This is a genomic window from Streptomyces sp. Ru73, from assembly GCF_002920575.1.
Classification (GTDB): domain Bacteria; phylum Actinomycetota; class Actinomycetes; order Streptomycetales; family Streptomycetaceae; genus Streptomyces.
Window position 1 is genome coordinate 101,337 of record NZ_PQSQ01000008.1, and the last position, 26,577, is coordinate 127,913.

Annotated in this window: 25 protein-coding genes; 13 read left to right on the plus strand and 12 right to left on the minus strand. The window is 72.6% G+C overall.

Annotation, left to right across the window (positions count from 1 at the left end):
- The first annotated feature begins 186 nt into the window (after positions 1-186).
- The 5 genes from C3486_RS05950 to C3486_RS05970 all read left to right on the plus strand — a co-directional run bounded on the left by C3486_RS05950 (position 187) and on the right by C3486_RS05970 (position 5,778).
- Entirely contained in the window at positions 187-792 is a 606-nt protein-coding gene (locus tag C3486_RS05950) for a flavodoxin family protein (RefSeq protein WP_181138458.1), read from the plus strand.
- A gap of 57 nt (positions 793-849) precedes the next feature.
- Entirely contained in the window at positions 850-2,007 is a 1,158-nt protein-coding gene (pstS, locus tag C3486_RS05955) for a phosphate ABC transporter substrate-binding protein PstS (protein WP_103831512.1), read from the plus strand.
- Positions 2,008-2,447: 440 nt separating this feature from the next.
- Positions 2,448-3,887, plus strand: a complete 1,440-nt coding sequence (locus C3486_RS05960) for an APC family permease (protein WP_103831513.1) — start codon at positions 2,448-2,450, stop codon at positions 3,885-3,887.
- Positions 3,888-4,049: 162 nt separating this feature from the next.
- Complete coding sequence (locus tag C3486_RS05965; protein ID WP_258052624.1) at positions 4,050-4,775, plus strand: TetR/AcrR family transcriptional regulator; 726 nt, start codon at positions 4,050-4,052, stop codon at positions 4,773-4,775.
- A gap of 82 nt (positions 4,776-4,857) precedes the next feature.
- Complete coding sequence (locus C3486_RS05970) at positions 4,858-5,778, plus strand: alpha/beta hydrolase fold domain-containing protein (protein WP_103831515.1); 921 nt, start codon at positions 4,858-4,860, stop codon at positions 5,776-5,778.
- 91 nt (positions 5,779-5,869) lie between these two features.
- Here the strand turns inward: C3486_RS05970 and C3486_RS05975 are convergent, their stop codons facing one another.
- Positions 5,870-6,991: an NADH:flavin oxidoreductase gene (locus C3486_RS05975; protein WP_103831516.1), complete on the minus strand. Its 1,122-nt coding sequence runs from the start codon at positions 6,989-6,991 to the stop codon at positions 5,870-5,872.
- A 218-nt stretch (positions 6,992-7,209) separates the two neighbouring features.
- Positions 7,210-7,797 carry a nucleosidase gene (locus C3486_RS05980; protein WP_181138459.1) on the minus strand — a complete coding sequence of 196 codons (588 nt, stop codon included), beginning with the start codon at positions 7,795-7,797 and terminating at the stop codon, positions 7,210-7,212.
- Between the two features lie 172 nt (positions 7,798-7,969).
- Between C3486_RS05980 and C3486_RS05985 the strand changes: the two genes are divergently transcribed.
- Together C3486_RS05985 and C3486_RS05990 are read left to right on the plus strand one after the other, a co-directional pair.
- Positions 7,970-9,166: an ROK family transcriptional regulator gene (locus C3486_RS05985; RefSeq protein ID WP_103831518.1), complete on the plus strand. Its 1,197-nt coding sequence runs from the start codon at positions 7,970-7,972 to the stop codon at positions 9,164-9,166.
- Between the two features lie 115 nt (positions 9,167-9,281).
- Positions 9,282-10,277, plus strand: coding sequence for a hypothetical protein (locus C3486_RS05990; protein WP_146074967.1), 996 nt, complete (start codon positions 9,282-9,284; stop codon positions 10,275-10,277).
- Between the two features lie 61 nt (positions 10,278-10,338).
- On the opposite strand, the gene C3486_RS05995 is transcribed toward C3486_RS05990, so the two are convergent.
- The gene (locus tag C3486_RS05995; protein ID WP_258052625.1) at positions 10,339-11,643 is read right to left on the minus strand and encodes a DUF1479 domain-containing protein; all 1,305 of its coding nucleotides are present in this window, start codon (positions 11,641-11,643) and stop codon (positions 10,339-10,341) included.
- Between the two features lie 158 nt (positions 11,644-11,801).
- The gene (locus tag C3486_RS06000) at positions 11,802-12,377 is read right to left on the minus strand and encodes a helix-turn-helix domain-containing protein (RefSeq protein WP_103831520.1); all 576 of its coding nucleotides are present in this window, start codon (positions 12,375-12,377) and stop codon (positions 11,802-11,804) included.
- Between the two features lie 201 nt (positions 12,378-12,578).
- Between C3486_RS06000 and C3486_RS06005 the strand changes: the two genes are divergently transcribed.
- Positions 12,579-13,835: a benzoate/H(+) symporter BenE family transporter gene (locus C3486_RS06005; protein ID WP_258052626.1), complete on the plus strand. Its 1,257-nt coding sequence runs from the start codon at positions 12,579-12,581 to the stop codon at positions 13,833-13,835.
- A gap of 86 nt (positions 13,836-13,921) precedes the next feature.
- On the opposite strand, the gene C3486_RS06010 is transcribed toward C3486_RS06005, so the two are convergent.
- A complete protein-coding gene (locus tag C3486_RS06010; RefSeq protein WP_103831522.1) occupies positions 13,922-14,497 on the minus strand; it encodes an XRE family transcriptional regulator in 576 nt (191 codons plus the stop codon).
- Between C3486_RS06010 and C3486_RS06015 the strand changes: the two genes are divergently transcribed.
- Positions 14,496-15,041 (plus strand): GNAT family N-acetyltransferase, encoded by a 546-nt coding sequence (locus C3486_RS06015; RefSeq protein ID WP_103831523.1) that lies wholly within the window; start codon positions 14,496-14,498, stop codon positions 15,039-15,041. The two genes, C3486_RS06010 and C3486_RS06015, sit on opposite strands and share 2 nt — an antisense overlap.
- On the opposite strand, the gene C3486_RS06020 is transcribed toward C3486_RS06015, so the two are convergent.
- The 3 genes from C3486_RS06020 to C3486_RS06035 form a co-directional block, all read right to left on the minus strand.
- A complete protein-coding gene (locus C3486_RS06020) occupies positions 15,022-16,635 on the minus strand; it encodes an MFS transporter (RefSeq protein ID WP_219822199.1) in 1,614 nt (537 codons plus the stop codon). The genes C3486_RS06015 and C3486_RS06020 overlap by 20 nt on opposite strands.
- Positions 16,636-16,688: 53 nt before the next feature.
- Positions 16,689-17,162, minus strand: coding sequence for a MarR family winged helix-turn-helix transcriptional regulator (locus tag C3486_RS06030; protein WP_103831526.1), 474 nt, complete (start codon positions 17,160-17,162; stop codon positions 16,689-16,691).
- 101 nt (positions 17,163-17,263) lie between these two features.
- Complete coding sequence (locus C3486_RS06035) at positions 17,264-18,163, minus strand: AraC family transcriptional regulator (protein ID WP_103831527.1); 900 nt, start codon at positions 18,161-18,163, stop codon at positions 17,264-17,266.
- A gap of 192 nt (positions 18,164-18,355) precedes the next feature.
- Between C3486_RS06035 and C3486_RS06040 the strand changes: the two genes are divergently transcribed.
- The 4 genes from C3486_RS06040 to C3486_RS06055 all read left to right on the plus strand — a co-directional run bounded on the left by C3486_RS06040 (position 18,356) and on the right by C3486_RS06055 (position 21,133).
- The gene (locus C3486_RS06040) at positions 18,356-19,783 is read left to right on the plus strand and encodes a non-oxidative hydroxyarylic acid decarboxylases subunit C (protein WP_103831528.1); all 1,428 of its coding nucleotides are present in this window, start codon (positions 18,356-18,358) and stop codon (positions 19,781-19,783) included.
- 77 nt (positions 19,784-19,860) lie between these two features.
- Positions 19,861-20,109 carry a non-oxidative hydroxyarylic acid decarboxylases subunit D gene (locus C3486_RS06045; protein ID WP_103831529.1) on the plus strand — a complete coding sequence of 83 codons (249 nt, stop codon included), beginning with the start codon at positions 19,861-19,863 and terminating at the stop codon, positions 20,107-20,109.
- 52 nt (positions 20,110-20,161) lie between these two features.
- Complete coding sequence (locus C3486_RS06050) at positions 20,162-20,698, plus strand: hypothetical protein (protein ID WP_103831530.1); 537 nt, start codon at positions 20,162-20,164, stop codon at positions 20,696-20,698.
- 15 nt (positions 20,699-20,713) lie between these two features.
- Entirely contained in the window at positions 20,714-21,133 is a 420-nt protein-coding gene (locus C3486_RS06055; RefSeq protein WP_258052627.1) for a glutaredoxin domain-containing protein, read from the plus strand.
- Positions 21,134-21,166: 33 nt separating this feature from the next.
- Here the strand turns inward: C3486_RS06055 and C3486_RS06060 are convergent, their stop codons facing one another.
- The 4 genes from C3486_RS06060 to C3486_RS06075 all read right to left on the minus strand — a co-directional run bounded on the left by C3486_RS06060 (position 21,167) and on the right by C3486_RS06075 (position 26,434).
- Entirely contained in the window at positions 21,167-22,012 is an 846-nt protein-coding gene (locus C3486_RS06060) for an NAD(P)H-binding protein (RefSeq protein ID WP_103831532.1), read from the minus strand.
- A 72-nt stretch (positions 22,013-22,084) separates the two neighbouring features.
- Positions 22,085-23,203 carry a phosphate ABC transporter substrate-binding protein PstS gene (pstS, locus tag C3486_RS06065; protein WP_103831533.1) on the minus strand — a complete coding sequence of 373 codons (1,119 nt, stop codon included), beginning with the start codon at positions 23,201-23,203 and terminating at the stop codon, positions 22,085-22,087.
- A 193-nt stretch (positions 23,204-23,396) separates the two neighbouring features.
- Positions 23,397-25,118, minus strand: coding sequence for a chitinase (locus C3486_RS06070; protein ID WP_103831534.1), 1,722 nt, complete (start codon positions 25,116-25,118; stop codon positions 23,397-23,399).
- A gap of 116 nt (positions 25,119-25,234) precedes the next feature.
- The gene (locus C3486_RS06075; protein WP_103831535.1) at positions 25,235-26,434 is read right to left on the minus strand and encodes an esterase family protein; all 1,200 of its coding nucleotides are present in this window, start codon (positions 26,432-26,434) and stop codon (positions 25,235-25,237) included.
- Positions 26,435-26,577 lie beyond the last annotated feature (143 nt).

Below are 26,577 nucleotides of genomic sequence, written 5' to 3' on the forward strand. Positions count from 1 at the left end.
TCCCGAATGTCAAGATCCGCGCCCCGTCCCGCAGGGCGCCACCGCGTGCCGCAGGGCGCCACCGCGACGGCCGAGGCGTCCGGGCTGCCGTCCGGACTGCCGTGCGGACCGCCGTACGGGCTGCCGTGCGGGTGAAGCCCCCGCCTTTCCCCGGGGGCCGGCGTCCTTCCGGGGTACAGACGTGCCATGCGTGCCCTCGTGATCAATTGCACCCTCAAGCCCTCTCCGCAGTCGTCGAACACCGAAGCCCTTGCCGATGTCGTGGTCAAGGCCCTGGACGGCCACGGGGTCACCTCGCAGACGGTGCGGGCCGTCGACCTGGACCTCCGGCCCGGCGTGGAGAGCGACATGGGGGAGGGCGACGACTGGCCCTCCGTACGCGAGAAGATCGTGAACTCCGAGATCCTGGTCATCGCCTCGCCGACCTGGCTCGGCCGCCCCTCCTCCGTCGCCCAGCGCGTACTGGAGCGGATGGACGCGATGCTGAGCGAGACCGACGACGAGGGCCGGCCGATCGCGTTCAACCGCGTGGCCGGCGTCGTCGTCACCGGCAACGAGGACGGCGCGCACCACGTCATCAGCGAGATCAACGGCGCCCTGGTCGACATCGGCTACACCATCCCCGGCCAGAGCTGGACGTACTGGCACCTGGGCCCGGGGCCGGGCCCCGACTACCTCGACGACGGCCGCGGCCACGACTGGTCGGCGTCCACCGGCCGCGCGATGGCCTCCAACCTCGTCCACGCGGCCCGCGCCCTCGCCGAGCACCCGCTCCCGGTCCCGCCGTCCTGACCTCGCCCGCTCGCACCGCCTCGTATCCCGCCGCACCCCCTCTAGGAGTGGTCCACCGTGACAGCACAGCGCCGCAGGGGCCTGCGCCCCCTGGCCGCCGCCCTGGCGGTCCTCCCGGGCGTACTGGTCCTCGCGTCCTGCGGCTCCGGCGAGCCGAAGTCGGACGGGTCGTCCAGCGCCTCGGGCCCGTCGGCTTCCGGCTCCCGCACCGCCTCGCCCGGCTCCGCGGCGCAGTGCGGCAAGGCCGCGACGGTACGGGCCTCCGGCTCGACCGCGCAGCACCACGCGATGCGGTTCTGGATCAGGAACTTCGAGAAGCGCTGCCACGGCACGCGGATCGACTACGAGGCGTCCGGCTCCGGCGCCGGCCAGGCGGACTTCCTCGGCGGCCGCACCGCCTTCGCCGGCTCGGACTCCGCGCTGCGGCCGGCCCAGGCGGCCCGCGCCAAGAAGGCGTGCGGGAAGGGCGGCCGCGCCGTCCACCTGCCGATGCTCGGCGGCCCCATCGCGGTCGCCTACAACCTGCCGGGCGTCGACAAGCTCGTACTCGACGGCCGCACGCTCGCCCGGATCTTCGACGGCCGGATCACCAAGTGGAACGACCCGGCGATCGCGAAGCTCAACCCGAAGGCCGACCTGCCCGCGACCCCCGTCAAGGCGGTGCACCGCTCCGACGCCTCCGGAACCACCGACAACTTCACCGCGTATCTGCACGCCGCGGCCCCGGACGACTGGCGGCACCCGCACGGTCAGAAGTGGCCGGCGGAAGGCGGCACCGCCGCGGGCGGCTCCTCGGAGCTGGCCGGCGAGGTGAAGCAGACCCGCGGCGCCGTCGGGTACGTCGAACTGGCCTACGCGCTCGGCAGGACGCTCCCCACCGCCGCGATCGACACCGGCGCCGCCGCGCCGGTCGGGGCCACCGTCGTCAACGCCTCGAAGGCGCTCGCCGGCGCGAAGACCACCGGCTCCGGCGACGACCTGGTCCTCGACCTCGACCACACCACCAAGGCCGCCGGCGCCTACCCGATCGCGATGGTCACGTACGAGATCGTCTGCGACAAGGGCAACAAGGCGGCGACCTGGCCGGCCACCCGGGCCTTCCTCAACTACACCGCCGGCGCCGAAGGCCAGCAGGACCTCTCCTTCCAGGGCTACGCGACCCTCCCCGCCAAGGTCATGGACAAGGTGCGCGCCAAGCTCAAGGACCTCTCCTGAGCAGCGCCCCTTCCTGATGGACACCCCGCCGGGCACGGCGGTCATGGCCGTGCCCCGGCATCACCCCTGACCTGGGAAATCGATCGCGGCGGACGGTCTGCGGTTCCCGTAGTGAGCGGCGTGTGTGCAGCCGCCCCTCACTCCCGCACGCCTCTCGCCTGCGGATCGAAGGTATGCGCTGGGTTCTGCCCGCACTTTCTAACGCCATCGCGCCGTTTCGGCACCGACGGCTCTATGTTCAGCCACTGTCGACTTTTGCGGAAAGCGCACTCACGTCGCCCGCGGGCAACGGATTCCGTATGACGCAGGCCCTTGACGCTCCGGATCTCGTCGGGCTTCTATGTCGGCCGGGAGCACATCGGAAGCACTGATTCAGCCGTCCACGGAGGCGATACCGCTCCCGACCGCACATGCCACACCCAGTCGATCGGAACCGCTGCATGACCGACATCCTCAGCCAGCCACCCGCGGGCGACCGCCTCGACGCGCCCGGCGCCGACGCCCGCCCTGCCGACGCCCCCGCTCCGGACGGTGCGCGCACACTCAAGCGCTCGATCGGCGTCGTCGGCGGCACCCTGCTGACCCTGTCCTGCGTCACGCCCGCCTCCACGCTCTTCGTGGTGGTGCCGGACCTCTTCGCCGACCTGGGCACCGCCACCGCGCTGACCATCGCGATCGGTTCCGTCCTCTGCATCGCGGTGGCCTTCTGCTACTCGGAGCTGGGCACGCTCATACCGAGCGCCGGCGGCGAGTACGCGATGGTGTCCACGCTGACCGGGCGGCTGGCCGGCTGGCTGGTGTTCGTCCTCTCGCTGCTGGTCGTGATGATCGTGCCGCCCGTGATCGCCATGGGCACGGCGGACTACCTCGCCCCCGTCGTGCACATCCCGGCCCCCGTCGCGGGTGCGGCCGTGATGCTGCTCGCCACCCTCGCCGGCCTGCTGGACCTGCGCGCCAACGCCTGGATCACCGGCATCTTCCTGGTTCTGGAGGTCATCGCGGCAGGCGTCGTGGCGGTCCTCGGCTTCGCGCACACCGAGCGCGGCGGCTCGGCGCTCCTGCACGGCACCGTGGCCGGTCCCGGCGGCGTACCCGGCCCGGTCACCGCGCTGCTCATCGTCTCGGGCCTGGCCATCGCGCTCTTCGTCACCCAGGGCTTCTCCACCGCCGTCTACCTCTCCGAGGAGCTGGAGGACCCGCGCCGCAACGTCGCCCGCACCGTGCTGGCCACCCTGGCGATCTCCACCGCCGTCATCCTCGTCCCGGTCATCGCCATCACCCTCGGCGCCCCGAGCCTGAAGGCGCTCACCTCCGGCGACATCAGCACCATGGTCATCGCCTGGAGCAACTCGGCGGTCGGCACCTTCGTCAGCCTCTGCGTCGCCCTGGCGATCATCAACGCCGGGATTGTCATGGTCATCCAGAACTCCCGGGTGCTGTTCGCCTCCGCCCGCGACAAGGCATGGCCCCAGCCGGTCAACGACGCACTGTCCCGGCTCGGCCGCTTCGGCTCCCCGTGGGTGGCGACCCTGGTCGTCGGCCTCCCCGGCGCCGCCCTCTGCTTCGTCAACCTCGACACGCTCTACGGCGTGACCGGCGTCTCGGTCAGCGGCATGTACCTGCTCGTCGCCATCGCCGCGCTCGCGGCCCGGCGCGGCGCGCACAAGAAGACGGCCGCCTGGCGGATGCCGCTGTGGCCTGCGGTGCCGCTGCTGCTGATCGCGGTCCTGATCTACATCCTCAGCCAGCAGGAGACCCAGTACCTGCTGTGGACCGGCGGCATCATGGCCGTGGCGACCGTGTACTGGGCGTGCTACCTCCGCCCCCGCCGGGAGACCCACTGGCTGGTGACCCTCCCCGAGGACGCCGTCACCGAGTAACTAGCCTGTCTGCCAGTAATCCTGACGGCGAGTCAGGGAGGTGTGGACATCCCTGGGCGGACCGGAAGACGATCCCGGCCCGCCCAGAGGCGTGTCCCACCGCCTATCGTCGACCCCGAGACGCCGTTCAAGGAGACCTGAGGCAGAGGAAGGCCCGGCCCGTTGCGCACACCGACCCGACGCGACCGACTGCGCGTCCAGATGTCCGAAGACGTACGGGCCGCAGCGCGCGAGATCATCACCGGCGAGGGGGTGGAAGCCCTCTCCCTCGCCGAGATCGCCCGCCGGGTCGGGGTCACCCCGGCAGCGCTGTACCGCCACTTCGACGGCCTGGCCGACATCGTCCGGCACACCGCGCGGGACATCGTCACCGAGCTCACGGCCGAGCTGCAGGCCGCGGTCGACGCGGAGGAGGAGACCGACTACGCGGCCCGGACGATCGCACCGTCCCGGGTCTTCCGCCGCTGGTCCCTGGCCCACCGGCAGGAGTTCAGCCTGCTGTTCGGGACGCCGACGACGGCGGCCGGTGACGCGCACCGGGACATGACCAGCGGCTGGGTGCGGGACCTCGCCGGGGTGTGGGGCCGGGTGTTCATGCAGCTCTGGGCCGCCCGCCCGTACCCCGTCCGGCCGGACGAGGAGCTGGACCCGCGGCTGCGGCAGCAGCTGGCGGACTACCGCACCGCCACCGGGGTCGACATCCCCCTGGGTGCCCTGGTCGTGATGCTCTCCTGCTGGCGGTCGATCTACGGCCAGGTCGCGCTGGAGGTCTTCGACCACTTCGCGCCGCTGGTGCCCGACCAGGAGCCGATGTTCGAGCTGCTGATGCAGGAGCTGATGGCCCGGATGGGGCTCGGCGAGGACTACCGGCCGCCCGCCGCGGAGTAGGCCACCGGTTTCCGATCCGCGCTGTGTGGAACGCGTCTGTGCACGGAGAGACGCGAGAACACAGCGAGAGGAAGGTGGCGCCGTGCCCAGCTTGAGCAGTCGGGCCCTGCTGCTCGTCGCCTCGGCGTTGGGGCACAAGATGGGGTACCGCGACCTGGACGAGGTCCGGCGGAAGGTCGAGAAGCAGCAGCGGCGGCCCGCCGCCTTCGGGCCGCCCCGGCGGCTGGACCGGCACTGCCGGGTGACCGCCCACTTCCGGCACGGCTGGCCCTGCTACGAGGTCGCCCCGCGGGACGCGGCCGCACGGGTGCAGGTGCTGTACCTGCACGGCGGTGCCTACATCGAGGAGATCGGCGACAACCACTGGAACCTGATCGAGCAGCTCGCGACCACGGGGGCGGCCCGCGTGGTCGTCCCGGTGCACCCGCTCGCGCCGCGCGGCACGGCCTCCGCGGTCGTCCCCGACCTCACCGCGCTGGCGGGCCGGCTCACCGGGGACGGCGAGCTCCCCACCGTGTTCATGGGCGACTCGGCCGGCGGCGGACTGTCCGTCACGCTGGCGCAGCGGCTGCGGGACACCGGCGGCACCCCGCCGGCCGAGCTGGTGCTGATCTCGCCCTGGCTGGACGCCGTACTGGACAACCCGGGCATCGAGCCTCTGCAGCCGCACGATCCGATGCTGGGCGTGGAGGCGCTGCGGTACTGCGGCTCCCTGTGGGCCGGCGAGCTGGACCTCGCCCACCCGTGGGTGAGCCCGGTACGCGGCAGCCTGGCGGGGCTGCCCCGTACGACGGTGTTCGCCGGCACCCGTGACATCCTCACCGCCGACGCCCGCGGCTTCCGCGACCGGGCGAGCGCCGAGGGGGTCGACGTGGACTTCACCGAGGAGCCGGGACAGATCCACGTCTATCCGCTCTGGCCCACGCCCGAGGCCCACCGCGCCCGCCGCCACCTGCTCGCGACCCTGCCGGCCCGCGCCGAGGCGCCGCTGGCCGGACGCTGAGCCGACGCGCGGCGGCCGGGGCGGCCGCACGTCGGTCAACGGCGCGACCGGGCCGGGGTTCCAGCGGGCGGCGGCCCGGCGGCGCGACCGCTCAGCTCAGCGTGCGCAGCATCGAGGCGTCGAACGGTACGAGCTCGTCGGTACGCCCCTCGAAGATCTTCGCGGCCCACTCCGGGTCGCCGAGCAGCGCCCGGCCCACGGCCACGAGGTCGAACTCGTCACGCTCCATCCGGTCCAGCAGCCGGTCGATGCCCGCCACGCCGGCCTGCTCGCCCTTGAACGCCTGGATGAACTCGTTGTCGAGGCCGACGGAGCCGACGGTGACCGTCGGACGGCCGGACAGCTTCTTCACCCAGCCGGCGAGGTTGAGGTCCGAGTCCTCGAACTCCGGCAGCCAGTAGCGGCGCGTCGAGGCGTGGAAGGCGCTGACGCCCGCCGCGGTGAGCGGCGCGACGATGGCGTCCAGCTCCTCGGGGGTGTCGGCGAGCCTGGCCTCGTAGTTGTTCATCTTCCACTGCGACATCCGGAAGAGGATGGGGAAGTCCGCCGAGACCGCGGCGCGGCAGGCCGCGACGATCTCAGCGGCGAAGCGGGTACGGGCCGCCAGGTCGCCGCCGTAGCCGTCGGTGCGCCGGTTGGTGCCGGACCACAGGAACTGGTCGATGAGGTAACCGTGCGCGCCGTGCAGCTCGATGCCGTCGAAGCCGATGCGCTCGGCCTCGGCCGCGGCCTTGGCGAACGCCGCGATCACGTCGTCGAGGTCCTGCTGCGTCATGGCGTGGCCGGACGGCGTGCCGTCGAGGGCCAGGCCGGACGGACCGGACGGCGGGGCGTCCGGGAAGGGCGGCGCGCCCGCCTCGCGCGCCATGCCCACGTGCCACAGCTGCGGCATGATCGTCCCGCCGGCCGCGTGCACCGCCGCCACGACCCGCTCCCAGCCGGCCAGCGCGTCCTCGCCGTGGAAGCGGGGGACGGCGCCACTGGTGCCGGCGGCCGGGTGGTCGACGTACGTGCCCTCGGTGATGATCAGGCCGACGCGGCCCGCCGCCCGGCGCGCGTAGTACTCGGCGACGTCCGCGCCCGGCACGCCGCCCGGCGAGAACTCGCGGGTCATCGGCGCCATGGCGATGCGGTTCGGCACGGTGAGCCCGCCCAGGGAGAAGGGGCGGGAGAGCACCTCGGCCGCCCGGGCGGCGCGGTCGCTGGATGTCACGTGGGTTCTCCTCGGTAGGAAAGAGCTTGGGAGAACGCCGCCGGTGGGCGGACGTTCCGCTGTACGGAACACCGCCAACCGGAGCCAGCATCCGCTTATCGGCGTGGCCTTCGTCACAGCGCGCGCCCGTGAGGAGCCGCGGGCACTTCAGGGCGGGCGCCTGAGGACGGGCGCATCAGGAAGGGCGCCATCAGGGCGGGTCCCTCAGGACGGGTGGCTCAGCTGCCTGCCGCCGGGACGTTCTCCGCCGCCCAGGCCGCCAGCTCGCGGGCGCAGGCCGTCACCGTCTCCTGCCACGTCCGGTCGGCACCGTCGCCCGCCTCGTCGCTGACGTGCTTGACGAGCCGGACCGGCACGCCCGCCTGCTGCGCGACGTGCGCCAGCGCGTAACCCTCCATGTCCACCAGCGCGGCCCGCGCCGCCAGCCGGTCCCGGGCGGCGTCGTCGGCGATGAAGGAGTCGCCGGTGGCGAGCACCGGTCCGCCCCGGTCGGCCAGGTCCAGCGGCGCGCCCGTGGTCTCGCCCGTCAGCGTCGCCAGCAGCTCGCTGTCCAGGTCGTGCTGGATCACGGAGCTGATCACATGGGTGCCCCGCAGGCCCGGGCGCAGCGCGCCGGCCGTGCCGAGGTTGACGATGCCGGAGGGGCGGGTGCCGCGCGCCAGTACGGTGGCGAGCGCGGTGGCCGCGTTGACCTTGCCCATGCCGGTGAGGAGGACCGGGAGGCCGGCCCCGAGGAACTGCGCCTCCTCCTTGACGGCGACGACGAGCAGCGGGCGGTCGGCGGCGATCTCACCTATCAGTTCCATGGAGGTCACGTTAGCCTCAGCAGCCTCAGCGGTGGCGAGCGGGGCCCGCGGTAACCCGGGTCGGGCAGCGCGCGGTCAGTCGGGCAGCACTTCCGCGCACGCGCGGTCAGCGGGCACGCCGGCGATAGGGTGAGCGACGTCAGCAACGATCGTGGCGCGTACGAGGGGCGGCATGGACATCCGCAGGGGACCCGGCGGGCTCGGCCGCGCCGCACTGCCGAGCATGACGCTGCTGCGGGAACTCACCGACCGGATCGTGCTGGACACGGTGTTCGAGCGGGCGCCCCTCACCCGTGCCGAGATCGCCCAGGTGACCGGCATCTCCAAGACCACCGTCTCCGAGGCGGTACGCCGTCTGGAGGGCGCTGGCCTGCTGCTGCCGGCCGGTGCGCAGACGGGCCGGCAGGGCCGGGTCGGTACGTACTACAAGGTGGCAGCCGAGGCCGGCTTCGTCATCGCCGCCGCGCTGAACTCCACCGAGGTACGGCTGACCGCCGCCGACCTCTTCGGCACGCCCTTCCACGAGACCTCGGCCCCGCCGGCCGGTTCCGGCGACCCGGCGGACGCGGCCGGCCAGCTGCGCACGATGGTGCGCGACGCGCTCGCCGCCGGCCGGGCCGCGCGCGGCCCGCTGCTCGCGGTGGGCCTCTCCATGGCCAACCCCGTCGACCCCGAGACCTCGGCGGTCGTCCCGCTGCCCGAAACCCCGCACCCCGCGGGCCTCTTCCGCCCCCGCAAGGCGCTGGCCGGCCTCACCGACGCACCGCTCCTGGTCGAGAACGACGTCAACCTCGCGGCGCTCGCGGAGCGTTGGCACGGCGCGGCGCGGGAGGCCGACAGCTGCGCGTACGTGCACATCGGTGCGGGGATGGGCATGGGCCTGGTGATCGGCGACGAACTCGTACGGGGCGCCCGGGGGGTGGCCGGCGAGATCGGCTACCTCGGCGGGAGCCACGGCCGGGCGGGCGGCCGGCACGGTTTCGCGCGGGCGGTCGCGGAGGGCTTCGCGGCCCCCGGGGAGCCGGAGTCGCGGGGCGCGGCGGCCGTCGAGTCGGCCCGCGCGATCCTGGACCGGGCGGCCGAGGGTGACGACGCGGCACGGGCCGTGGTGGCGCGCGAGGGGCGCACCATCGGCGAGGCCGTCGCCGCGGTCTGCGCGGTCGTCGACCCCGAACTGGTCCTTCTCGGCGGCCCCATCGGCGCCCACCCCGCGCTGCTGGAACCGGTCCGCGACACGGTCGCCGACCTCGCGCCGCTGAGCCCGCCGGTGCGGACCGGCACGCTGGGCGAGGACGCGTCCCTCCGGGGCGCCCTGGCCCTGGCGGTGCACCGCGGCCGCACGGACCTGTGGTCCCGCGCGAACGGCTGACCCGCACCCGGCACGCGGAATCCGGCCGTATTCGGAATACCCACCGCCGCCGTTGACGCTGCCGGAACGCCGCAGTACAAGACGATTGCCGCGACTCGCGAGAGGAGAAGCCGGCATGAGTATACGTATCACCGTGGACATTTTCTCCGGAATTCCCAATCCGACCTGGGAAATACATGAACCGGAAAAGGTGCGGGAACTGCTGGAGTTCATGGCGGGCCATCGCACCGCGCTCGCCGAACCGGCCACCGGATACACCGGACTGGGATTCCGTGGTATTCAGGTAGAGCTCACCGATGACCTGGACACCGCCGGACTGCCGACCGAGTTCGAGGTGGCCGGCGACGGCTCGCAGGACCCCTACGCGGCCGCCGAACTGGCCGAACGGCTGCTGGACACGATGCCGACCGGGGCCGGAGCCGCGGCCGAACCGCCGCCCGACGAGACCGCGGCGGGCGGCGAACAGCCTACGGAGGAAAGCTATCCCGAGGCGTTCCGCGATTCCGTGCGCGAGCAGATCCGGCACACCGTGCGTGAGGGCGCCGGCGGGGCCATGACCATCGAACCGCCCGAGCCGGGAAGTTTCTCCGAAGGCAGCTTATTGGAGGTGGAGAAACAGCTCCAGACGCTCGTCCCGTCCGCCGCCGTTGCCTGTGCGTACGATGTGACGCCATACAATCCGGGATTCTGGAACCGGCCGGACACGCGGCCCCGGAACAACTGCTACAACTTCGCCGTCAACCGCCGCACGAACACCTTCGCGCAGCCCGGCCGCGCACACGGTTACACCATCCCCGGCACCGTCCGCTGCAACGAGGTCTCCATCGGCGCCCAGCGCGACGGCATCCGGGTCTGGGGCAACTGCCAGCCGCAGGGCACCCTCCGCTACGTCATCGCACTCGTGACAGGCACGTTCCCGGGCGGCTTCCGCGACTACCACTGGTACCGGCTGCACCCAGGAGGTCTCTGGGCCCACAAGCCGGGCCGCACCCCGGTACGCAACGTCGACAACTCCGGCCGCCCCATCAGGAACCCTTACACCTGCGACCGCCGCCCGTACAACGAATGGTGCGGCCTCTACCAGTCCCACAACTCCGTAACGATCCGCTGACCGCCCCACGCCCGCTCGCCCAGCGGCCCGGGCGGGGCAGGGGAGTGCGCCCGGCCCGGCGTTACGGGAGTGCCAGCGCCTGGCGGGCCCGGGAGTTGAGGCGGTCCGGGGGGAAGCGGTCGGGCCAGGTGCGTTCGTAGTGTTCCTCGGGGAAGTCGGCGGGGCTCGAGCCGGTGCGGAAGGCGTGGCGCACCTCGGCCGCGTACCGTTCGTTGCGGGGGCACCACGGCGCTGCCGGGATGTACATGACGTTGCCCCAGCCCTTCTGTGCGGTGACCGGGGCGACGCTGTGGATCATGTCGCAGTGCCACCACACCGAGTCACCGGCCCGGACGTCCGGGATGCCGGTGAGGGCCTCCATGAGCAGCGGATGCCACTTCTCGCTCGCCGGGAACACCTGGTTGGTGGTGACGCCGCACATGTCGTCCTCGGGCACGTCCGGCAGCAGCGGACGGAGCATCAGGTACGCCATCGCCTCCGGGACCGGGACGGTGTGCAGCACGCCCTGGTCGTGATCCATGTCCGACAGCGCGGTCCAGCCCTGGAAGGTGCGGAACGCCGAGCACATGGTCGAGCCCGGGTACTGGGGCCCGGCGGTGCGGTGGGCGGCGTCCCACGGGTCGTACTCCTCGACGCTGCCGTCGAAGAGGTGGCGGAAGGCGAGCTGGTACTCCCGGGTCATCCACAGGTCCAGCGTCCCGGGATCGCAGTGGGTGCCCAGTCCCGCGGAGTCCGCACCCGGCGGGCGGCGCCGGATGCGGTCGGGGTACAGCGCGTCCCGGTCCGGCTCGAACCACCGCACGCCCTCCGACTCGTGCTTCCAGAGGGAGTTGAGGAACGTCTGCACCCGGGCCATCCGGTCGCTCTGACGGGCCTCCATCTGCGCGGCCGACCAGTAGATCGGGTAGATCTCCGGCTTGGAACCGACGCTCCCGAAGAAGTCGTCACCCGGCCCCCGGTAGTGCTCGAAGAACCTGTTCCGCTCGACGTAGTCGACGATGTCCGCGTCCCAGGCGAGCGCCTGGTCGCGGTCGAAGTGGCCGCGTACGACGAGGCAGCCGCGCCGCCGGAGCTTGTCCAGCCGGCCGGCCGGCACGGTGCCGTTCGCGATGTCGGCGTACTCGATGACCGGCCACACGCCCTCGCCGCGCTCCTTCTCGGCCTTGATCTCGGCCACCCGGGCGGCGACCCGGCGCTCCACGGCGGCGAAGACCTCGGCGACGCTGCGCCCGGAAGCCTCGATACGGGCGCGCAGCGCCGGCTTGAGCTGCCGGATCGCCGCGGGCAGGTCGTCGGGGACGGTCTGCCAGTGGGGCAGGGGCGGGAGTTCCCGGCCCTGTGCGGATGCGGTGTTCACGTCGGCCACGCCCGGCTCCTTCGGTCGCGATGTGGGGTTTGGCGTTGGGTGTTTGTTTTTGGTCAGGGCTCCTTACTAACCATGTGCGCAGCAACCTAACGCCGGGGGCGGTGTTGGGCAACCCTCCTGACTAAAGGCTCCGGCGCGGCAGAGGGGAGGGGTGCGGGTCAGTCGGCCGCGGGAGTCTCGGGGGCCTCGGGGGCCGCCGCCTGTGGGTAGCGGACGAACAGAATGCCGTGCACGTCGCCGTGCGGGGCGCTGTAGACGTGCGGGACGTCGGCACGCCAGTGCGCGTACTCGCCGGGACCCGCCGTCTGCGGCTCCGCCGGATCGCCCACCACGGCCGTACCCGTGAGCACCATCAGGCTCTCCGACGTGTCCGCGATGTGCGCGGCCGACTCCTGGACGCTGCCGGCGGCGATGCGGATGCGGAAGATGTCGGTGACGGCCGGCGGCTCCTCGAAGCGCTCGACGAGCACGGCCGTGACGGCGCTGCCGGAGACCCCTTCGGGTCGCTGCTCGAAGGGGTGCAGCGGCTGGTCGCTGAGTACGGCGCTGAGCGGGCTGTTGAGTGCGGTGGTGAGGGCGTACAGGGTCTCCAGGGTGGGGTTGCGCTGGCCGCCCTCCAGCTCCGAGAGGGTGCCCTTGCCCACGCCGGAGCGCCGGGCCAGTTCGGACAGGGAGAGTCCCTGCTGCCGGCGCAGCTCCCGCAGCCGGCGCCCCACCTCGTCGTTCAGGCCCATGCTCGCGTGCCCGTTCCTCTCCGTCCGCCGTCCGCCGCCGGGGACCGCTGCCCCGCGAGCCGTTGACGGCTCACCAGCCTAGTGCCTACTGTTCCGCAAACAGAACGTTCCGTTTACGGAACAGCACGAGCAGTCCGCCGTGCAGCACAGGTAAGCGGTGCGCGGCGCACAGCACAGGAACCGGGAAGAACGATGTCCCTCATGGCACGAATACGCGCCGCAGCGCCGCCCTCCGCGGTGGTCGCCGGCCTGATCGCGGTGATGGTGGGCGTCACCAGCTCCGCCGCCCTGGTCTTCACCGCGGCCAAGGCCGCCGGCGCCGACTCCCGCGAGATCTCCTCCTGGATGCTCGCGCTCGGCGTGGGCCTGGCGTGCACCTGCGTCGGCCTGTCCGTGCGCTACCGGGCGCCCGTGGTGACCGCCTGGTCGACGCCGGGCGCAGCCCTCCTGACCACCGGCCTCAGCGGCGCCTCGATGCCGCAGGCCATCGGCGCGTTCCTGTTCTCGGCGCTGCTCATCCTCGTCAGCGGGGTGACCGGCTGGTTCGCGCGCGCGATGAACCGCATCCCCGTACCGCTCGCCGCCGCGCTCCTCGCCGGTGTCCTCTTCGAGTTCGGCACGGGCCTCTTCACCACCCTGCACGGCAGCTTCGCCGTGGCCTTCCCGATGTTCCTGGCGTACCTGCTGGGCCGCCGGCTGCTGCCCCGGTACGCCGTACTGCTCGCACTGGCCGCCGGCGTCGTCGCCACCGTGTTCACCGGCGGCTGGCACACAGGACGGATCCGCCTCTCCGTGGCCACGCCGGTCTTCGTCGCCCCGGACTTCGACTGGAAGGTCCTGGTCAGCGTCGGCGTCCCGCTCTTCGTGGTCACCATGGCCTCGCAGAACCTGCCCGGCGTCGCGGTCCTCCGGGGCGCGGGTTACGACGTACCGGTCTCGCCGCTCATGACCTGGACCGGCACCGCGAACCTGCTGCTGGCCCCGTTCGGTGCGTACGGCCTCAACCTCGCGGCGATCACCGCGGCCATCTGCACGAGCGAGGAGGCGCACCCCGACCGCCGCAGGCGGTACGTCGCGGCCGTCTGGGCCGGTGTCTTCTACCTGTGCGTCGGCGTCCTGGGCGGGACGGTGGCCTCGCTGCTCGCGGCCATGCCGCACGCGCTGGTGCTCGGGATCGCGGGCATCGGGCTGCTCGGCACGATCACCGGTTCGCTGACGACCGCCGTCTCCGATCCCGATTCCAGGGAAGCCGCCGTGGTCACCTTCCTCGCGACGGCCTCCGGCGTGACCCTGCTGGGCATCGGCTCGGCCTTCTGGGGCCTGCTCGCGGGCGTGCTGACCAGCGTGGTCCTCGGGGCGGGACGCAAGCGGCGGCAGGCGGGGCGGGGCGGGAACGCCACGACGGACGCGGCGCCCGCCGACGAGGCCGCGGAACCCGCGACGTCCTCAGCTCGCTGAGCCGACGCCCCCTCGGCCCGCTGAGCCGACGCCCCTCGGTGCGCTGATCCGTCGCACCCGCGGCCCGCTGACCCGCCGGCCTCCCCTCACGGTGCCTCCGAGCGCACCCGGACCACCGCGTACCGGCACTCCTCCGCGCCGTCGTTGACGAAGGCGCACGCCGCCGGGGCGCCGAGTTCGAGCGTGTGGCCGGCCTCCAGCCGGTGCGTGACGTCCCCCTCCTGGAAGGTCAGCCGGCCCTCCAGCACCCAGACGATCTGCCGTACGAAGGCGAAGGTCTCGGCCGGGTACGGGATGCGCGCGCCGGCGGGCAGCCGGACCTCGGCGATGTCCGCCGGGAAGCGGGCCCCGGAGATCTGACGGCGGCTGTACCCGGTCGCCGGGTCGCGCCACTCGGCGCCCTCGCCCGTACGGACCGTGCCGCCGCCCGTCGTCTCCTCAGCCATGGCCATCAGCGAGGAGACGCTGATCCGGAAGGCGCCGGACAGCTTGCCGAGGACGACGGCTGTCGGGCTGCTCTCGCCGCGCTCGATCCGGTGGATCATCGCCCGCGAGACGCCCGAGGCCTCGGCCAGCTGGGCCAAGGTCCACCGGCGCCGTTCCCGTTCGTCACGGACCCGCGCTCCTATGCGCGCCACCAGTGGATCTACCATATTGGACATGGATCCAATATATGAGAACGCGGCGGGTGTCACGGCGGTGGGGACGGCGCCGGCCGCCGTGGCGGTGCGCCCGGCGCGCCCCGCCGACCTGGACGCCGTGCTCGGCATCCGCAACGACGCCGTCGAGAAGTCGACCGCGCTGTGGACCGAGACGCCCCAGACGCCCGCCGAGGGCGCCGCGTGGTTCGCCGCGTACCTGGAGCGGGACGCCGCGTTCGTGGCCGAGCACGACGGCGAGGTCGTGGGATTCGGCGTGTACGGACCCTGGCGCCCGCTGGAGGGTTTCCGGCACTCGGCGGAGAACTCCGTCTACGTGCGCACCGACCGGCACGGCCTCGGCATCGGAACCGAGCTGCTGACCGCGCTGATCGCCTCGGCCCGGCAGGCCGGGTACCACGTCATGATCGCCGACATCGAGTCCGGCAACACCGCCTCGATCCGGCTGCATGAACGGTTCGGCTTCGAGGTCGTCGGCACCGTGCGCGAGGTCGGCATCAAGTTCGGCCGGTGGCTGGACCTGACGATCATGCGCCTGCCCCTGTGACGAGGCCCGGCTTCCGGCCGCGCCGCAGCCGCCCCAGCGCGGCGACGGACAGACAGGCGCTGATCACGGCGATGGCCGCACCGGCGCGGTGCAGGCCGCCGTCGGTGGCGTGCACGCCGACCAGCAGCGCGAGCATCGCCGAGGCGAGGTTGGCGCCGACGTACTGCGCGGTGCGGTACAGCCCGCCCGCCGCGCCGGCCTGGGCCGCGGGCGCCGCCTCGTACACGGCGTTCTGATTGGCCATCGAGTTGTAGCCGTTGGGGATGCCGAGGACCAGGCACAGCAGGACCAGCAGCCAGACCGGCGAGGCGTGCGTCGGCAGCGTGAGCAGCAGCCCGCCGGCCGCGAGCACCACCGAGCCGATGAGGAGCAGCGGTCCGGGCCCGCGCCGCTTCTGCACCCGGGTGGCGGTGACCGTGGAGACGATGCCCATCAGCGCCAGCGGCAGCATCACCAGGCCGGCCCCGGAGGCGCCCAGGTCGCGCGACTCCTCCAGCCACTGCGGCAGTCCGTAGAAGATGCCGTAGTAGGCGGTGTAGGTGGCGATGGTCCGTACGTACGTGAAGGACAGTGCGCGGTTCGACAGCAGCCGCAGGTCCAGGAAGGGCACCGGGGCCCGCAGCGACCGCCACACTGTGCACAGCCCGGCGGCCACCGCACCGCCCAGCGCCCACCAGTACGGCGTCTGCGCGAGCGACAGCAGCCAGTACATCAGCAGGCCCATCGCGGCCACGAAGAGCAGCATCCCGGGCAGGTCCAGCTCCACGAAGGTGCGGCGCAGCGCCTTGTGCCCGCGGCCCGGATCGGCGGGCGCCCACAGCAGGATGGCGGTGGCGCCGATCACCGTGAGCGGCACGTTGGCCCAGAAGATGCCGGACCAGCCGAACCCGCCGACCAGCACGCCGCCGAGCGTCGGGCCGAGCGCGACCATGACCTGGGAGCAGACCGTCAGCGCCGCCAGCGCGTTGTGCGAGTCGGCCCGCATCCGGTCGGCGGCGCGGCGGACCATGGCCAGCCCGCACGGGTACTGCGCGGCCGTGCCGATGCCGATGACGACGCGGCAGGCGACCAGGACGCCGACGGACGGGGCGAAGGGGGCGAGCAGGGAGGCCAGCGCGACCAGGGCCAGCCCGGCGAGGGAGACCTTGCGCGGCCCGAGCGTGTCGGCCAGCCGGCCCGCGGCGGGGGCCGCGACGGCGGTGGCGAGGTAGAGCCCGGAGACCAGCCAGGCGGTGGCGGGCCCGGCGCCGAAGTGCGCCTGGATGCCGACCAGCGCCACCGCGATCATCGAGGAGTTCAGCGGCTGCAGGATCGTGCCGAAGGCGATGGGCCCGACCATGCGCTGCGGGAGCTGCGGCCGGGCCCCGGTTGCGGGGCGGCCGGGCCGGCGGTCGCCGCTGCGCCGGTCGCCGCCGTCGGACCGGTCGCCATCGTCGGACCGGTCGGCGTCGCTCTGCCGGTCGTCGCCGGGCCGGTCGCCGTCGCCGGGCCGGTCCTGTTGATCTTCAGCAATGCTGGCTATCTCGCCGTCCACCTCGCGCGACGGCGTACGGGGAGCGCGGGCAGTGGGGGAGTCTTCACAAGAGGGGGGCACCGGAGCGGTCCTTCTGAAGGTGCGGTGGGGGGAGGGGTACGGAGGCCGCCGGCTCAGCCCGAAGGCGCCTGCTCCGCCTCGTCGTCGGCGGCGGCCAGGCGGTCCAGCAGCCGGGCGGCCAGGTGGAGCAGGTCGCGTTCCACGTCGCTGAGGTGCGTCGCCATGGCGCGGGCCAGCCAGACGTCCCGGCGCTCCCGGTCGGCCCGGAGGAACGCGAGGCCCTGCTCCGTGGGATGCAACAGGGTCTGCCGCCCGTCGGCCGGGTCGGGGCGCCGCTCGACCAGCCCCAGCTCCACGAGCCGGGTGACCGGGCGCGCGATCGACTGCGGGGTGACGCGCTCGGCGGCGGCCAGCTCGCTCGCGGTCGCCGGGCCGTCCCGGTCCAGCCGCCCCAGTACGGCCAGCGCCCCGAGGTTCAGTTCACCCGGCGGGCGCTGCGCCCGTAGGCGGCGCGTGATGCGCATCAGGCTGTTGCGCAGTTCGACGGCCGCGTGATCGAGCTCTTCACCGGAAGCCGTGGGGGACATTTCTTCAGCATAGCTCAATACATGGACGGAAAACCGCGAGCGGCGCCGCCCCGCCCCGGCTCCGGTCCCCGCCCCGGCCCTCCGCGGAGCCGGACCGGCCGTCACCGCTCGGAGCCGCCCCGCGCACGCACCCGGAACGAGGCCGGCGTCTCGCCCGCCCGGCGGCGGAAGAACTTGGTGAAGACCGTCGCCCCCGGGAAGCCGAGCCGCTCGGCGACCGCCGTCGAGGACAGGTCGGTATGGACGAGCAGCCGCTTGGCCTCCAGCAGCACCCGGTCGTCGATGAAGCGCTTGGCGCCGCACCCGGCCGCTGCCCGGCAGGCCCGGGTGAGGGTGCGCACGCTGTACCCCAGCCCGGCCGCGTAGTCCTCGACGCGGTGGCTGTACGCGAAGTCCCGCTCCACCGCCCGCTGGAACCGCCGGAACGCCTCACTGCCCGCCTCCGCGCCGCTCCGGTCGCCGTGCAGATGCGCCAGCCGCAGCACGAGGACCGCGAGCAGATGGCGCACGACCTCGATGTGCATCTCCAGGGGCAGGCCGGCCAGCTGCCGGTACTCGCTCACCAGCAGGTCCAGGACGCGGCGCACCGCCTCCCCGTCCGGCCCCACAGGCGTCAGCGGCTCCCGCCATTCGTGCTGGTCGACGCGGGCGGCCTCGACGGTCGCCGGGCTGAGGAAGCCGGGCTGGAAGAGGACGACCGTGCCCTCGGCCCCGGTCAGTCCGGAGCGGTACTCGCTGATCTGCCCGGGGCGCACCCACAGCCAGCTGCCCGCGGTCAGCTCGTGCTCGGTGAAGTCCACGGAGCACCGCAGCGTCCCGGAGCGCACCGCGATCAGCTCGTGAAAAGCCGGGCGCTTCGGCGCGTACGGATCGACGCCGTGGCCCCGGGCGCGGGCCAGCAGCCCGGGGAAGTCCAGCACCTCGGCACCGGGCGGGGCGCCCGCTGAGGAGCGGTACGGCACCTCGGCGACATCGTGAGGAGGGTGTCCGTTTCTGTCCATGCCGTGTCTTCGGTTCGCTGCTCGGTGGTGTGTGCCCGGCCTAGCGTAGAGGGCGGATGAGCTGGCCGGGAGCCGGACCTTCGCGGACGTCCGGGACGTCGCGGGTCCGGTCACGGCAACAGCGCCGACCCCGTGCGACCGAAAAGGTGCACGCGCTCGCGCTCTCCCTCGTACGACACCACTGGAGACCCCATGGCCCATGACGACCTCCGCAGCTTCCTCGACACCCTCGACGCGGAGGGACAGCTGCTGCGCATCACCGACGAGGTACTGCCCGAGCCGGACATCGCCGCAGCAGCGAACGCGGCACCCCGGCTCGGCGACCACGCCCCCGCCCTCTACTTCGACCGCGTCAAGGGCTTCACCGACGCCCGCATCGCGATGAACGTGCACGGCTCCTGGGCCAACCACGCCCTCGCCCTCGGCCTGCCGAAGGGCATCGGCACCAAGGAGCAGGTGGACGAGTTCATCCGCCGCTGGGGCGACTTCCCCGTCGCGCCCGAGTGGCGCGCGAACCCGCCGTGGGCCGAGAACACCATGGAGGGCGACGACGTCGACATCTTCAAGGTGCTCCCGCTGATCCGCCTCAACGACGGGGACGGCGGCTTCTACATCGACAAGGCCGCGGTCGTCTCCAAGGACCCCGAGGACCCGGAGAACAGCGGCAAGCAGAACGTCGGCATCTACCGCATCGAGGTCAAGGGCAAGCAGAAGCTCGCCCTCCAGCCGGTGCCGATGCACGACATCGCCCAGCACCTCCGCAAGGCCGAGGAAGTGGGCGAGGACCTGCCGGTCGCCATCACCCTCGGCAACGATCCGGTGATCTCCATCGTCGCCTCCACCCCGATGAAGTACGACGAGAACGAGTACGAACTGGCGGGCGCGCTGCGCGGCGCACCGGCCCCCATCGCCGAGGCACCGCTCACCGGACTCCCTGTGCCGTGGGGCTCCGAGGTCGTCATCGAAGGCGTCATCGAGGGCCGCAAGCGCGAGATCGAGGGCCCGTTCGGCGAGTTCACCGGCCACTACTCCGGCGGCCGCAACATGACGGTCATCCGCATCGACCGGATCTCGTACCGCACGCACCCCATATTCGAGCACCTCTACCTCGGCATGCCCTGGACCGAGATCGACTACCTGATGGCCGCCAACACCTGCGTGCCGCTGTACGAGCAGCTGAAGAAGGACTTCCCCGAGGTCCGGGCGGTCAACGCGATGTACACGCACGGCCTGGTCGTCATCGTCTCGACCAAGAAGCGGTACGGCGGCTTCGCCAAGGCCGTCGGCATGCGCGTGCTGACCACTCCGCACGGCCTCGGCTACGCGGCCACCGTCATCGTCGTCGACGAGGACGTCGACCCCTTCAACCTGCCGCAGGTCATGTGGGCCCTGTCCACCAAGATGAACCCGGCAGGCGACCTGATCCAGGTGCCCAACCTGCCCGTACTGGAGCTCGCCCCGCAGGCCCAGTCGCCCGGCATCGTCGACAAGCTCATCATCGACGCGACCACCCCCGTCGCGCCCGACCGCCGCGGCAACTACGGCAACCAGGTACGCGACCTGCCCGAGGCCGCCGAGTGGCTGACGAAGCTGCAGCAACTCGCCGCGGCCCAGCGCTGAGCCACGCCCCTGACACCCCGTCACCAACACCGTCAGCCCGACACGCCCCCTGACTCATCCTCAGGAAAGGACCCGACATGACCGACTCGGCAGCCCCGCTCTGCCCGCGCTGCGCGCACGAGACGATCGACCACGTCTTCGGCTCGCCCGTCCCCGGCGTCTGGGACGTCCTCCAGTGCCCGCGCTGCCTCTACATGTGGCGCACCACCGAACCGGCCCGCCGCACGCGCCGCGACGCCTACCCCGACACCTTCAAGCTGACGCCCGAGGACATCGCCGCCGCTCCCGAGGTTCCGGCGATACCTGCCCTGCGCACCACCGGCTGACCTGCCGCGACCGGATACGCTGAGCGCTGCCGCAGAGACCGCAGAGGGAGACATGCTCAGCAAGCAGCGACTGATACGTGCCGGTGTGACGGTGTTCCTGATGGCCGGGCTCGCCGCCTGCGGCTCGGGGACCGGCGGGCAAGGGGGAAGCGGCGGCCACGGCACGGCCGGCGGTTCCGGTACGGGCAAGAGCGCCGGCGACGTCCGGCCGCAGTCCGACGGCGTCTCCGGGCTCCGGGCCGGCGTCCGCCACGTCACGAAGAAGACGGCCAGGGCCACCCGGCCGCACCTGGTGAAGGAATGCGAGCCCGCCACCAAGCGGGTCAAGCACACCAAGCGCAGCGGCCGCACCAAGAAGACCTGGTACACCACCGAGCGTTACCAGGACTGCCACAAGGTCCGGCGGGGCACCGAGTCCTACCGCCGGGTCGTCCGTCCGGAGCGGTGGTGCGTCCGGCTCGACGACGTCAACGGCCAGGCGGCCAAGGACGGCATCTGGTACCGCGTCACCTCCGCGACGTACCACACGGCCCTGGGCAAGGACGACCACGCCCGCCTGCACTTCACCCCGACCCGCACCGGCTGCTGAGCCATGCGCGCTTGGATGCTGCCGATACTGCTGGTGCTCTGCGGCGCGGTCGTTGCCACTGGGCTGGTCACCCGCGGGAGCCCCGGCGCGGCCGTGGCACCGCTGTTGGTGTGCGTGCTGCTCGCGGGCGTGAACTCGCCGCTGATCTTCCCGAGGTCCATCGGGGCGCTGGAGGCACAGCGCCGCTCCGCTGCCGACGGCCGGCCGGTCGTCTTCTGGCGGCCGGGCTGCAAGTACTGCATGCGACTGCGCCTCCGGCTGGGCCGCAACGCCCGCCGGTTGCACTGGGTGAACATCTGGCGCGACCCGGCCGGTGCGGCGGCGGTCAGGGCGGCCAACGACGGCAACGAGACCGTGCCGACCGTCTTCGTGACCGGCCAACCGCACACCAACCCCGACCCCGCATGGGTGCGCGCGCAGCTGCCCCCTTCCTGAGCGGGGGTCAGGCCCCGCCGGCCAGGCGCCCGCTCACCGGAAGAGGTCCGCGTGTTCCTCCGCCCACGAGCGGAACGTACGGGCCGGGGTGCCGGTGAGCTCCTGGACGGTGGTGGTGCGGAGGTCCGAAGCGGGGCGGGAGCCGGCACTCGCCAGAAGGGCCTCGACGAGCGCGGGCGGGCGGCCGTCGGCGAGCAGTTGCTCGCGTGCGGTCTCCACCGGGACCGCCTCGAAGCGGACCGGGCGGCCGATGGCTTCGCCGATGAGCCGGACCTGCTCGGCCCTGCTCAGTATCTGAGGGCCGGTCAGGACGTACCGTGCGCCCGCATGTCCGGCCTCGGTCAGCGCACGCACCGCGACGGCCGCGACGTCTTGCTCGTGGACCACCGCCGTCGCGGCGAACTCGGGCCCGCGGACGACCCGCGCGGTCCTGATCTGCCCGGCCCAGCCGCGTGCGTTGGGGGCGAGGGTGTCGGCCCGCAGGACGGTCCACTCCAGTCCGGAGGCCGCCACCAGGCGTTCCATGTCGGCGTGCAGCTGGTTGATCGGGTCGGTCTGCCGCTCTGCGCCCTCCCGCACTCCGGACGAGGAGAGGTAGACGAGGCGCCGCGCGTGCCGCGCGATCGTCTCCAGTACGGCCGGTGCCCCCTCGGCCGTGAGGAAGGGCCAGATCAGGAACACCGCGTCGGTCCCGGTCAGGGCGTCCTCCAGGGTGCCGGGCGCGGACAGGTCACCGCGGACGCCCGCGGCCCCCTCCGGCAGAACGGCCGTCTCAGGATCACGCGCCAGTGCCCGTACGGAGACGTCGGCGGCCAGGAGGCCGGCGGCGACCTGCCGGCCGACGTTGCCGGTCGCGCCGGTCACAAGGATCTCGGTCATGACCGGATCAGCTCCGGCCGCACGCGCCGTATTCCCGCCGAACTCGCCACCCACGGCTTCCCCGTCGCGGCCTCAGGACAGGGTGCGCACCGCCCGGCGGACCTCCTTCGCCACGCCGTCGGGGAGCGGGGCGTAGTGCAGCGCGGCGAGGTGCTTCTGGCCCTCGGCGCTCGCGGTGTAACCCAGGAACGACTTCAGCACCGGCAGCGATGCGGCCTGGTTGCCCTTGTCGCAGACGACCTCGTACGTCATCAGGACGATGGGGTAGGCGCCGGGCCGCGGCGCGTCGTAGTCGAAGGCGAGCGTCTTGTCGTTGCCCTTCCCGACGATCTCCGCAGCGCCGATCCCCGCCGAGGCGGTCTTCGTCGTGGGGGCCACCGGCTCACCCGCGCCCGTGTCGATGCTGACCGTGGTGATCTTCCGGGCGGCGGCGAAGGACAGCTCGAAGTAGCCGATGGCGCCGGGCGTGGCGGCCACCTCCGACGCGATGCGCGAGGACCCGGTGCCGGCCCCGCCGCCCCTGCCCTGCCACGACTTGCCGACCGGGTGCGGCCAGGCGCCGGGGGCCGCGCCGGCCAGGTAGTCCTGGAAGTTCTGCGTGGAGCCGGAGTCGTCCGAGCGGTGCATCGGCCGGACCGGCAGCGACGGCAGCTCCGTATCGGGATTGAGCTTCCGGATGGCCGGGTCGTCCCACTCGGTGATGCGCGAGTCGAAGATCTTCGCGAGCGTCGGCGCGTCCAGCACCAGACGGTCGACGCCCGGCAGGTTGAAGCCGATCGCGACGGGCCCGCCGACCATCGGCAGGTGGATGGCCCGCCCGCCCCGGCAGACGTCCCGCGACCACGCGATCTCCTGGGCGCTCAGCACACCGTCGGTGCCGCCGAACGCGGTCGCCCGCCGCTGGAACTGCGCGACGCCCGCGCCCGACCCCAGCGGGTTGTACGCGATCCGCGCGCCCCGGCAGGCGCGCTGGTACACGTCGATCCAGTGCTCCATCGCGCTCTGCTGCGCCGTCGAGCCGGAGCCGCGCACCCGGCCCGGGCCCGCGCAGTCGACGTCGGCGGCCACCGGAGCGGCGGACCCCCGGTCCGTGCGCCCCTTGTCGGCGGCCTGCGCCCCGCACCCCGTGAGCAGCAGGGTGCCGGCGCAGGCCCCGGCGAGCAGAGTGCCCCATCGGCTCGTACGCCTCATACGGACCCGACGTCGGCTCTGCACTCTCGTTTCCCCTCACGGCACACTCATCCGGCACAACGAACTGAGCATGAATGCTCGCCGATCTTTCGTACGGGATGAGTGGCGCGCGGGCGAACAGGAGGTGATGTCTGGGTCACGGCCAGGTGAACACCGCGTCGTCCGCCCTCGCGCGCGTGCCGTCCGGGCCGCGCTACGGCAGTGCGTGGACGTGCGGCCCGACCGCGCCGGACCAGGCGTTGCCGCTGGTCGCGTCCCAGTTGGTGGACCAGGTCATCGCGCCGCGCAGGGCCGGGTAGGTCTTCGCGGGCTTGAAGGTACCGCAGCCGGTGCCCTTGGTGAGGCAGTCCAGTGCGGCGTTGACGACACTCGGCGCGACGTAACCGCTGCCCGCGCCCCGAGTCGAGGCCGGCACGCCGATCCCGACCTGCGACGGGTCCAGGCCGCCTTCGAGCTGGATGCAGGCCAGTGCGGTCAGGAAGTCCACCGAGCCCTGGCTGTAGACCTTGCCGTCGCAGCCGAGCATCGAACCGCTGTTGTAGTACTGCATGTTGACGACGGTCAGGATGTCCTTCACGTTCAGCGCGGTCTTGAAGTAGCTGCCGGACGTCGACTGCATGTCGATGGTCTGCGGCGCCATCGTGAGGACGAGCCCGCTGCCCGCCTTCTGCGACAGCGAGCGCAGCGCCTGGGTCATGTAGGTGGGGTTGAGGCCGTTCTCCAGGTCGATGTCGACGCCGTTGAAGCCGTACTCCCGCATCAGCGCGTAGAGGCTGTCGGCGAAGTTCGCGGCGGAGGCGGCGTCGTTGACCGAGACGGTGCCCTTCTCGCCGCCGACCGAGAGGATGACCGACTTGCCGGCCGCCTGCTTGGCCTTGATGTCGGCCTTGAACTGGTCGACGGTGTAGCCGTTCAGGCCCGCCGAGTCGAGGTGGAAGGTGACCGCGCCGGGCGTGCCCGTGGCCTCCGCGAAGGCGACCGCGATGATGTCGTACTGGTCCGGCACGTCGCTGAGCTTCTGGACGGCGGCGCCGTTGTTGAAGTTCTGCCAGTAGCCGGTGACCGCGTGCTTGGGTACGCGCGGGTTGCCGCCGGAGCCGCTGTCGGCCGCCGTGGTGGCGGTGACCTGCGCCGACTTGGCCGATTCACCGGCCGCGTTGGTCGCGGCGACCTGGAAGCGGTACGCGGTGGCCGGGCTGAGCCCGGTGACCGTCGCGGAGGTGCCGCTGACGCTCTGGGCCTTGGCGCCGTCGCGGTAGACGGTGTAGCCGGTGGCGTCCTTGACGGGATTCCAGGAGAGCGCGACCGAGGAGGCGGTCACGGTGCCGACGGTGAGGCCGCTCGGGGCCGCCGGTATGCCGGGGCCCGGGTCCGTGCCGCCTCCGCCGTCCGGCCCGAAGACGCTGATGTCGTCCGCGAAGTAGGCGCCCTGCCCGTACCAGCCGTGCGTGTAGACGGTCACGGACGTGGTGTCGGGACCGGTCGTGAAGCTGGTCTGGAGCTGCTGCCAGGACGAGCCGCCCGTCGTCCACGTCGACACGTCCGTGGTGCCGGTGCCGGACGCGCCGAGGTAGACGTAGGAGCCCTGGACGTACGCGCTCAGCCGGTACGTCGCACCGGGCTTGACCGCGACGGTCTGGGCGCACTTGGCGTTGTCGGAACCGGCCGGGGTGGCCTTCAGGGCGCTCGCGCCGCTGTGCACGGGGCTGCCGACGGTCGTGCCGCTGCCGTTCGAGCAGGTCCAGCCGCTCAGCCCCGACTCGTAGCCGGCGTTCCTGGCCACGTTGACGTCGGCCTGCGGGGCCGCGGCGGCCTGGGTGCCGCCCGCCGCGCACACGGCGGCCGCGACGGCGGCGAGGAGGGTGGTGAGCCGGCGTCTGCGCCGGCCGGGTCTGACGTCTGCGGTACGGGGCATGGCTGTCTCCGGTGCGAGAAGGACGGACCAGGAAGGTCGTGCGCGCACTGCACGTGCGAGACGGCGGCCACCGTGTCTGCGCTAAAAATGGTTCAGACCAATGCCGTTGTCAAGGGTCAGTGCATCGACCGCCCGCTCTTCCGCGGCTTGGGCGTCACGTCCTGCGGGAAGGTCAGCGTCGAGCCCATCCACCGCAGCGCCGGGGTGATCTCCTGCCGCCAGGTCGTGAAGTGGTGGCTGCCGCGCGGCAGGATGAGGGAGTCCACCGTCATCGGCGGCTTGGCGGCGCGCACGAACCGCATCGTGTCGTGGTACCCCGGCTCACCTTTCTTGCTGCTGGCCACCAGTACGGAGATCCGCGGCACGGGCCGGTGGGCCAGCCGCCAGAACAGGTCGTGCTCCCGCTGCCGCTGAGCCGCCCGCGGCCCGGTGCCGAAGAGCCGCCCCGTCGTCAGGTCGTCGCGGACGCGGTAGTCGGCGGAGAAGGCGGCCGCCGCGGTGTAGACGTGCGGATTGCGCATCGCGAGCTGGAGGGCGCAGGTGCCGCCGGAGGAGTAGCCCAGGGCGCCCCAGGCGCTCGGGTCGTGGCCGACGCGGTACGCCGACTTCAGCGCGTCCGGCAGGTCCTTGGCGAAGAACGTCTCGGCCCGCGGCCCGCCGGGCACGTCCACGCACTCGGTGTCCCGCGGCGGCGCGATGGTCGGCCGGATCATGACGACGACGGTCGGCGGCATCTGGTCGCCGGCGATGAGCCGGCCCGTCGTCTGGGGAACCTGGAGGTACCGCGCGAGGTTCATGATGCCGCCCGGGTAACCGCTGATCGCGACGATGACCGGAAACCGCTGGCGGCGGAACTGGCGCTGGAAGTACTGCGGCGGCAGATAGACGAAGGCCGGATTCACCACCCGGGTGCGCCGCCCCATGATCCGTACGGACTCCACCTTGCCCGCCTTCTCCGGCGGGCCGGCGGGCAGCCCCTGCACCCGGTCCAGCCCCTGCGGCCCGGCCGCCTGCACCAGCCCGCCCCGCACACCGGCCGTCACATCCCGCCCGTCGTGCCGGATGACCGACACCGGCGCCTGCTCATTGCGCCCCAGCAGCTCGTCCCACGAGCCGTAGAACTCGAAGGCGGAGTTGACGCCCAGTGCCAGCGCGCAGACGATCGCGACCTGGGTGAGGACGATCGAGGCGAGCCGGCCGAGTACGGGCAGGAACCCGCGCCCGGCCAGCAGTGGCCACAGCCACACCGTGAGGGCCACGCACAGCACGGCGGTCACCGCCACCGCGTATTCGAGCGCCCGGCTGGTCAGACCCATGCACCCATCACTCCCACACGTCGAGACGTCCGGGGCCGGCCGAGCGCCCAACGGCGGGCGGCCCGGTCCCCGCTCATCGATGAGGAGGCGAGCGAAGCACGGTGCGTTCCGGCTTGGCACAGTTCTTGCCAAGGGTGTGCCTT

Coding starts and splice junctions, on each gene's coding strand:
- C3486_RS05950 (WP_181138458.1), top strand. CDS start 187: ATGCGTGCCCTCGTGATCAATTGCACCCTCAAGCCCTCTCCGCAGTCG.
- C3486_RS05960 (WP_103831513.1), top strand. CDS start 2,448: ATGACCGACATCCTCAGCCAGCCACCCGCGGGCGACCGCCTCGACGCG.
- C3486_RS05980 (WP_181138459.1), bottom strand. CDS start 7,797: ATGGAACTGATAGGTGAGATCGCCGCCGACCGCCCGCTGCTCGTCGTC.
- C3486_RS05985 (WP_103831518.1), top strand. CDS start 7,970: ATGGACATCCGCAGGGGACCCGGCGGGCTCGGCCGCGCCGCACTGCCG.
- C3486_RS05990 (WP_146074967.1), top strand. CDS start 9,282: ATGAGTATACGTATCACCGTGGACATTTTCTCCGGAATTCCCAATCCG.
- C3486_RS06000 (WP_103831520.1), bottom strand. CDS start 12,377: ATGGGCCTGAACGACGAGGTGGGGCGCCGGCTGCGGGAGCTGCGCCGG.
- C3486_RS06005 (WP_258052626.1), top strand. CDS start 12,579: ATGGCACGAATACGCGCCGCAGCGCCGCCCTCCGCGGTGGTCGCCGGC.
- C3486_RS06015 (WP_103831523.1), top strand. CDS start 14,496: ATGGATCCAATATATGAGAACGCGGCGGGTGTCACGGCGGTGGGGACG.
- C3486_RS06010 (WP_103831522.1), bottom strand. CDS start 14,497: ATGTCCAATATGGTAGATCCACTGGTGGCGCGCATAGGAGCGCGGGTC.
- C3486_RS06030 (WP_103831526.1), bottom strand. CDS start 17,162: ATGTCCCCCACGGCTTCCGGTGAAGAGCTCGATCACGCGGCCGTCGAA.
- C3486_RS06035 (WP_103831527.1), bottom strand. CDS start 18,163: ATGGACAGAAACGGACACCCTCCTCACGATGTCGCCGAGGTGCCGTAC.
- C3486_RS06040 (WP_103831528.1), top strand. CDS start 18,356: ATGGCCCATGACGACCTCCGCAGCTTCCTCGACACCCTCGACGCGGAG.
- C3486_RS06045 (WP_103831529.1), top strand. CDS start 19,861: ATGACCGACTCGGCAGCCCCGCTCTGCCCGCGCTGCGCGCACGAGACG.
- C3486_RS06050 (WP_103831530.1), top strand. CDS start 20,162: ATGCTCAGCAAGCAGCGACTGATACGTGCCGGTGTGACGGTGTTCCTG.
- C3486_RS06055 (WP_258052627.1), top strand. CDS start 20,714: ATGCTGCCGATACTGCTGGTGCTCTGCGGCGCGGTCGTTGCCACTGGG.
- C3486_RS06060 (WP_103831532.1), bottom strand. CDS start 22,012: ATGACCGAGATCCTTGTGACCGGCGCGACCGGCAACGTCGGCCGGCAG.
- pstS (WP_103831533.1), bottom strand. CDS start 23,203: ATGAGGCGTACGAGCCGATGGGGCACTCTGCTCGCCGGGGCCTGCGCC.
- C3486_RS06070 (WP_103831534.1), bottom strand. CDS start 25,118: ATGCCCCGTACCGCAGACGTCAGACCCGGCCGGCGCAGACGCCGGCTC.
- C3486_RS06075 (WP_103831535.1), bottom strand. CDS start 26,434: ATGGGTCTGACCAGCCGGGCGCTCGAATACGCGGTGGCGGTGACCGCC.